The organism is Chamaesiphon sp. VAR_48_metabat_403, from assembly GCF_031422475.1.
Lineage (GTDB): Bacteria > Cyanobacteriota > Cyanobacteriia > Cyanobacteriales > Chamaesiphonaceae > Chamaesiphon.
Map to the genome: position 1 here is coordinate 1 of NZ_JANPLS010000395.1, position 7,469 is coordinate 7,469.

Consider the following 7,469-nt stretch of genomic DNA (forward strand, 5'->3'; position numbering starts at 1 on the left):
GGAAATCCGAAGGGGATCGCGATCGCGGAAGCACCCATAACAAACATACCTCTGCTTGTAGTCGATCGCTATCTTTCTCCTAGAGGCAAACGTCCGATTGTTTCTCCTTCTGAAACTAATCCGGTAACAGCCATTGAGGATTTTATCCGCCTAGCTCGTTTCCCAGAACAGACAGGCGATTATATTCAATTCCCCCACTTTGAACGCTGGATTGGTGATGCTGCATTGAATAAATTGCAGGATTACTCTAGCCAATTTGTCGATAATATTTTGCAGGCATAATCTATGTACTGTGTAGAAATTAAGCTTCAGCCTACCGCTGCGTTGACTTTTCGGATGTTACCTGGCTCGATCCTGAATATCGCCACCTATCCATTTTTGCCACCCACCAGCCTGTCTGGGTACTTGCGGCGATTGGGGATGATGCGTGCGGAGTTAGACATTCCCGAAACCAAAATCAACAAGGAAAATCCATTTACATACTTATTGCCGCAACGGTATATTACGCTAGGGGCGCATCCCAATCGAGGTAAATTGAGCGGCATACATAAAACTTACCGTAAAGGAATGCGCGAGTTTAATCATGATGATTTCTCGAAGATTTACTCAGAAGGCGATCGTGCGAATTTTCAACTTCACACTTGGGAATATCTAATTACCGAAGAATTAATTGGTTATGTGGTAACAGAATCTGCCGCAGATCTAGAGCATATTCGAGATTTGCAAGATTATGGTTGTTACATTGGCAAAGAGGGTTATGCCTTTATCTCTGAGGTTTCTGAAGTTATCGAGCTAAAAACACAAAGGATTGCAGCCTATCCATCGACCCTCGTAACGATGGATGAACTAATCCAAAGCGGTCAGTTAGTTGGTGGGTGTGATATTTACAATCTCTATCGCTATAACTGGCTACCAGAAGCAAAAAATCAATCTAACCAAGATGGTTTTTTTGGAACTCAGCCGACGGCTGTTGATGGTTTTATCCCTTTTGTCGCTGCTTATTTTCCCAAGCAATTGGGGAATCCACCTATGCTCGATTATTACACTGATGGCGAGGAAATTTTTATTCCCGTAGATCTCGTTAATTTACTCGGAGGTAAAACTTATGCCCCAAGTCTTTAATTTTGGACGGCTGTTCTTTCCTGACAAGAAACCGATTCCTGACGAAGTGCGCTTTCAGCCATTGGGCAATCATGTCGGGAATGCGATCGAGTTGGTTAGATATTGGAAAAAAGACGACTTTCCTGCTCCTGAGTCTTTCGATCGGGTAATAGAAGCAGCAAAAATACATGATATGGGCAAGCCCAAGCATTTTGCTATTCAGTCTAAACCTAATAATAAAGGTGAGTTTAAGGAATATATCTACTCATTTAAAGGACATCGATTTGATGCTAGGAGCAAAGATACATGGGCAGAAAAACTAGCGATCGGACATCATGATTTTTCGGTCAAAGATATTACGCGAGATACATACGCGTTAAAAAAAGATCCTAAATATCAGCATATTCTCGCTCAAGATCCATTGGCATATGCTCGCGAGCTTTACATTCTAGAGATGTGCGATCAGATTGAAGCAGAGCTAGCCTGTAGAGTATTGGGGGATGATGCACAAGCAGAATCTCGTGCTTTCATGGATTTTACCATTGCCAAACAGGATGATGATGATATTTACCTCATCGATCCTTGGCCATTCACTGAATCATTGATTTCAATGACATTTAGGCATTGGTCGATGAATCCTCGCGATATCGATCTAGATGAAGAATTACAACAGTGTATCGATGGTGAAAATTCCAAGCAAGTAGCAGATTTAGGTAAAACGCTCGATCGATTAGCCAAAAAATGGTGGAGGAGTCTAGAGAAAACTCCTCAAGAAGCAGAACCTAGAACTATTTCTTTACAAGCTTACCCATCTAACAAACACGACAGATCTTGGACAGCAGCAGAGTTCTACGATCGATTAGCAGGGTTTAAACCCAACTCCATGCAGTCCAAACTATTTGATGCAATTTATGACCCAGAGGACACTAAACATCCAGCTATTCTACTCAAGGGAGATACAGGCACAGGTAAAACAGAGTCTATTTTATTTCCGGCACTAGCATCTGGCTATCGAATATTTTTCCCATTGCCTGCCCGTAGCCTGCTAGAAGATCAGAAACAGCGAATCGAACAGTACTTGAAAAAGTTCTCTCAACTGTATCCAGGACGAGAGTTTTCAATGGTGGTCGATACTGGATCGCAAATGCATCGATGGATTTATCAGAATGGTGTAGAAGTAAACCGGACAATAAATGCTCGTCGGCACTTATACAAAGGTGATGTTATTTTGACAACCATTGATAAATTCTTATATCGATACTTTGCTTTTGGAGATAAACAAAAGTCATTCACTTTCCCATTAAGAATTAATCAAGAGCGATCTCTAATTTGCTTTGATGAGGCTCACAGCTATGATGATATTTCCTTTACTAACTTTCAGAGTTTAGTTAGATCTTTATATGAGGCAGGGCGTTCTCTCGTTCTGATGACAGCAACCATGCCACAACAACTCGCCGAATATTTTGATTATTTAGAAGTATTTGACTTCACGGGCATATCAAAACCTCATCAGCGCAGCTTTGAATGGCTTAATACAGTGCCATGCGTTCGAGAAGATACTGAAGGACAAAAGGATTATAGAGAGTTCCAAAAAAAATCTACTCAAATTATTTTAGCAGAACAACAGGCAAGACATAATGGACGTATCTTAGTAGTCATTGAAACTGTAAGAGATGCAGCAGCCATCTATCAAAATCTGAAAGAGCAAATTGGAGGTAATGCAGATCGCTCAGGAAGATTTTTATTTCTTTATCATGGACGGATCGATGAGGGAATAAGATTAGATATTTATCAGGCAATTAAGAATCGAGACGATCTCCAACAGCCTTATATTGTGGTGACAACTAGCGCGATCGAAGTCGGGTGCGATCTTAATGCAGAAGTACTTATTTCTCAGATTTGTCCACCTGAAAATCTAATTCAAAGAGTTGGACGCTGCAATCGCCGAGGTGATGTCACAAATGCCAAAGTAATTGTAATAGGAGATCGCATTCCAGAATTTGCCAATAGTCTCGATGAATCTGGATGGCAACATTACCAAGAAACTTTACAAAGTCTGAATAAATTTGACTCTCAAGCGATCGCTGATTGTATCTTCCAAAAACAGCATATCGACGATTATCGCGTTGTCGAACTATTTTCTATGCTGCATGACTACGTTTATGGAGCCGATCTAACTTGCCAGCCAGTTCATGAAAAAGGATTGATTCCAACTCGTAGTTGGACACCTTCTGTGACACTGAAATTTCATGGCAATCCTAAAAATTCTACTGAGCAAGTCAAACATAGTATCTCAGTGCCAATCGATCGATTATGTAGTCGAGAAAATCAATTCGCTTTCGTTTGTGTAAATGAGCGCAGATATGACAAAGAGACATCTAAATGGAATGACAACTATCCATTGGGATGGGGATCGGCATATAACAAAGATATTATTATTAGCATCTCTAACAGTTTGTCTGATTTTATTCTTGATGCAACTTTACCAGAATACTCTTATGACCCAGAGCTTGGATTTGTCGATTTACCTAGTATTTTTATCAAACTGAAAACAAACGGATCTGAAGAAAAGCTCCTTTATCAGTACACGGATAAGAGCCAACAGAAAAAATCTGCAATTGTAACTTATACGAAATCATTAGATAAATAATTGATACTTGTAAATTACTTGTCTAATTTTTACAAATTAGCGAATACAAATGCCGCATAGTCTAGTTCTCAACCTAATCCCCCAAGGCAATATCTCACCAAAATTTCTGACGGGGCGACACCATCATGCATTATTCCTCGATCTGGTGAAATCTGTAGATCCAGAGTTAGCTGGTTTGTTGCACGGACAAACTACTGACAAAGCCTTTACCCTCAGCGTCTTGCAAACTCCTCATCGAGATCGAAATCTTCTCCAATGGCAGCACGATCGATCGATCTCCGCTAGTACTCCCTGCTGGTGGCGAATTTCTCTACTGGATGACAGCTTGTTTAGCAAACTCGCTCATCTGTGGCTATCGATCGATCCTCACCAGCCCTGGCATTTGGGGCAAGTAGAACTGCAAATGGTTAGTGTTATATCTACTCCTCAATCCGAGCGAGATTGGGCGAGTTTTAGCACCTATCAACATTTACATACCCAGGCATCATCGACAGAGCGACAGATTCACCTGAGTTTCTTTACCCCAACTACGTTTCGGGTGAGTAAATATGATTGCGCTTTGCCTACTAAAGAGACAATTTTTAACAGCTTACTCAAACGTTGGAACTTATACAGTGATATCCCTTTTTCCAAAGAGATTATCGAACCCATTTATCCCAGTTTCTTCAACATCCGTACCGAAATTGCGATCGATAGTCGCAGCAAACTAATCGGTTGCGTCGGCGATATTACTTTCCAGATTTTGGGCGATGTCGCTCCAGAAACAATTCAACAAATCAACACTCTGGCAGATTTTGCCCTCTATGCTGGCGTGGGCAGAAAGACACCGATGGGCATGGGCATCGTCCGCCGCAGACAACACCAGAAATCATGAACGACGAAACCTACTTATCCTTGTCTTATCTAAATGCTTGGGAATATTGTCATCGCCGCTTTTATTTAGAATGTGTACTCGGTGAATTCGAGCATAACGAACACACCGTCATCGGTACTCACGTTCATCGGCATATCGACAAAGAAACTACCCGCCGTGAGGGTGATACCACCATTCACCAACAGCAATGGGTGTGGAGCGATCGATTACTCATCAGCGGTATTATCGATGCCGTCGAAGAAACCCACGGTAATTTAGTCCCGATCGAATATAAAAAAGGGCGGATGGGCAAACACTTGAGTGACCATTTTCAGCTCTGTGGTGCGGCATTGTGCCTGGAAGAACGGATGGGGAAATCGATCGAGTACGGCGAAATTTTCTATCATGCCAATCGGCGGCGCGAACGAGTACTCTTTACCGATCGACTCCGCCAAGCCACCGAAGCCGCAATTCAAGCCGCAAGAATCGCTGGTGAATTTCCCATTCCTGCCCCGATCGATCGTCCCAAAAAATGTCAGGCATGTAGTCTCCAACATATTTGTCTGCCCAACGAAATTCGATTACTGACTGCCTAAATCATCATTAACACCAAAAACTATGTCAATTCTATATGTGACTCAACCCGATGCCATCCTGAGCAAGCAATATGAAGCTTTTCAAGTGGCTCTCAAGCAGGAAGATGGTAGCTGGAAGAAGCAAAAAGTACCCGCTCAAACGCTGGAACAAGTTGTCCTGATGGGAAATCCCCAAGTAACTGGTGACGCGCTAGTTTATGCCCAAGAACTGGGTCTACCAGTCCATTATTTGTCGAGTTTCGGTAAGTATTTGGGTGCGGCTTTGCCAGGACATTCGCGCAATGGTCAATTGCGATTAGCGCAGTATCGACTTTATGACGATCCCGTACGTCGATTAGCTTTGGTACAGTCTATTATTCAAGCCAAGATTCACAATCAATATAACGTTCTCTATCGCCACGGACAGAAAGAGAATCAACTCAAGGAGCGGCAAAAGCAGGTATTCGCTCAGGACTCGATCGACAAAGCACGCGGAATCGAAGGCATTGCGGCGAAGGAATATTTTAGCTATTGGCCCGCGATGCTAAATCCTCAGTGGAAGTTTACTGGGCGCAATCGTCGTCCGCCAACAGATCCAGTCAATTCACTATTGAGTTTCGCCTATGGGTTACTCAGAGGTCAGGTAACGGCAGCAGCGCACATGGCGGGATTAGATCCCTATATTGGTTATTTACATGAGGTACATCACGGTCAACCAGCGTTGGTGCTAGATTTGATGGAGGAGTTTCGATCGATCGTCGCTGACAATTTAGTGTTGAGTGTCATCAACAATCGTCAGCTTCAAGTGGATGATTTTACCGAGAGCCTGGGTAGTTATCGCTTGACAGATGGGGCGCGGAAGACTTTTCTGCAAGCGTTTGAGAAGAAGATGAGCGATGAGTTTACCCATCCAGTGTTTGGGTATAAGTGTAACTATCGCAGATCGATCGAGTTGCAAGCGCGTTTACTGGCGCGGCATTTACAGGAGGAGGTTCCCTACAAACCTTTGATATTAAGATGATTACGCTGTTTTATTTGATTATTTACGATTTGCCCGATAATAAACCAGCAAATAAGCGGCGCAATCGATTACATAAACTATTGGGCGGTTATGGTAAGTGGGAACAATATAGTGTGTTTGAGTGTTTTTTGACAGCGGTGCAGTTTGCCAAGTTACAAACGCAAATAGAGCAGTTGATTAAGCCAGAAGAGGATTCGGTACGGATCTATGTTTTGGATTCTAAGTCCGTACAAAGGACGATCGTTTATGGTTCGACAAAGCCAGAACGAGAACTTGTAATTTTATTGTGATACGATAATAGCATGAGCTTTTGGCAGAGTTAGAGCGGGGGAATTTTCCCCAGGAGGTTTGCCAAAACCCCAGAACCTTGACAGGTAAATACTTTGAAATGAAATGCCCCTAAATATCGAAAGCAGATCGATCTAATTTTTCGGTTCGCTAGGTAGGTTTGCCAAACATGGTACTATAACCTATATGTATAAAGGCTTTCAAATACCTGCAATCGATCGAAGCTGAATCCCGCCTGCGGGACTGAAACATAGGAGTACTTCGATCTTGCCCTCGCTGTGTAGATGATCGATCGAAGCTGAATCCCGCCTGCGGGACTGAAACCCAACTATTTCGATCTCAAAAGTCGCACCACATTCATCGATCGAAGCTGAATCCCGCCTGCGGGACTGAAACAGTTGATTGAAAACGATCTAACCGATTGGACTGAATCGATCGAAGCTGAATCCCGCCTGCGGGACTGAAACATCAACTAACCGCAGTAGATTATTGATCTTGAAAAATCGATCGAAGCTGAATCCCGCCTGCGGGACTGAAACATAAAAATCTCATCATCGTCAGCCCCTTGTCGAATATCGATCGAAGCTGAATCCCGCCTGCGGGACTGAAACTTTTGGAAATCACACCAAGTGCGCTAACTTGCCCAGATCGATCGAAGCTGAATCCCGCCTGCGGGACTGAAACACAGAACGATATAACAACAACGAAACATTACTAGATCGATCGAAGCTGAATCCCGCCTGCGGGACTGAAACACTAATATTGGGTGGTATGTAGAAAATATCGCGAGAATCGATCGAAGCTGAATCCCGCCTGCGGGACTGAAACATTATAGATGCTAGTGATATACCAAATAAAAACTTAAATCGATCGAAGCTGAATCCCGCCTGCGGGACTGAAACATAAAACAGACGTGTTATAGGGCATTCTCGAAGGGATCGATCGAAGCTGAATCCCGCCTGAGGGACTGAAACGATGGAG

At 43.1% G+C, this 7,469-nt stretch carries 6 protein-coding genes, 1 pseudogene and 1 CRISPR repeat array; all 7 genes and pseudogenes read left to right on the plus strand.

What is annotated here, in order from left to right; all coding sequences use genetic code 11:
- Nucleotides 1-282: pseudogene (locus RMO79_RS18605) on the plus strand (hypothetical protein); the annotation flags it as partial.
- 3 nt (nucleotides 283-285) lie between these two features.
- Nucleotides 286-1,122: a hypothetical protein gene (locus RMO79_RS18610; protein ID WP_310484734.1), complete on the plus strand. Its 837-nt coding sequence runs from the start codon at nucleotides 286-288 to the stop codon at nucleotides 1,120-1,122.
- Entirely contained in the window at nucleotides 1,106-3,751 is a 2,646-nt protein-coding gene (gene cas3, locus RMO79_RS18615) for a CRISPR-associated helicase Cas3' (protein WP_310484735.1), read from the plus strand. The genes RMO79_RS18610 and cas3 overlap by 17 nt, the downstream gene beginning before the upstream one ends.
- Before the next feature lie 49 nt (nucleotides 3,752-3,800).
- Nucleotides 3,801-4,625, plus strand: a complete 825-nt coding sequence (gene cas6, locus RMO79_RS18620) for a CRISPR-associated endoribonuclease Cas6 (RefSeq protein ID WP_310484736.1) — start codon at nucleotides 3,801-3,803, stop codon at nucleotides 4,623-4,625.
- Nucleotides 4,622-5,200 carry a CRISPR-associated protein Cas4 gene (gene cas4 / locus RMO79_RS18625; RefSeq protein WP_310484737.1) on the plus strand — a complete coding sequence of 193 codons (579 nt, stop codon included), beginning with the start codon at nucleotides 4,622-4,624 and terminating at the stop codon, nucleotides 5,198-5,200. The genes cas6 and cas4 overlap by 4 nt, the downstream gene beginning before the upstream one ends.
- Before the next feature lie 22 nt (nucleotides 5,201-5,222).
- Nucleotides 5,223-6,200, plus strand: coding sequence for a type I-D CRISPR-associated endonuclease Cas1d (gene cas1d, locus RMO79_RS18630; protein ID WP_310484738.1), 978 nt, complete (start codon nucleotides 5,223-5,225; stop codon nucleotides 6,198-6,200).
- Nucleotides 6,197-6,490 (plus strand): CRISPR-associated endonuclease Cas2, encoded by a 294-nt coding sequence (gene cas2, locus RMO79_RS18635; protein ID WP_310484739.1) that lies wholly within the window; start codon nucleotides 6,197-6,199, stop codon nucleotides 6,488-6,490. Before cas1d ends, cas2 begins: the two co-directional genes overlap by 4 nt.
- Before the next feature lie 211 nt (nucleotides 6,491-6,701).
- Nucleotides 6,702-7,462: direct repeats of the CRISPR family, unit length 37 nt; unit sequence ATCGATCGAAGCTGAATCCCGCCTGCGGGACTGAAAC.
- The last annotated feature ends 7 nt before the right edge of the window (nucleotides 7,463-7,469 follow it).

Excerpts from the sequence above, each read along its gene's own strand:
- RMO79_RS18610 (WP_310484734.1), top strand. The coding sequence starts at position 286 with ATGTACTGTGTAGAAATTAAGCTTCAGCCTACCGCTGCGTTGACTTTT.
- cas3 (WP_310484735.1), top strand. The coding sequence starts at position 1,106 with ATGCCCCAAGTCTTTAATTTTGGACGGCTGTTCTTTCCTGACAAGAAA.
- cas6 (WP_310484736.1), top strand. The coding sequence starts at position 3,801 with ATGCCGCATAGTCTAGTTCTCAACCTAATCCCCCAAGGCAATATCTCA.
- cas4 (WP_310484737.1), top strand. The coding sequence starts at position 4,622 with ATGAACGACGAAACCTACTTATCCTTGTCTTATCTAAATGCTTGGGAA.
- cas1d (WP_310484738.1), top strand. The coding sequence starts at position 5,223 with ATGTCAATTCTATATGTGACTCAACCCGATGCCATCCTGAGCAAGCAA.
- cas2 (WP_310484739.1), top strand. The coding sequence starts at position 6,197 with ATGATTACGCTGTTTTATTTGATTATTTACGATTTGCCCGATAATAAA.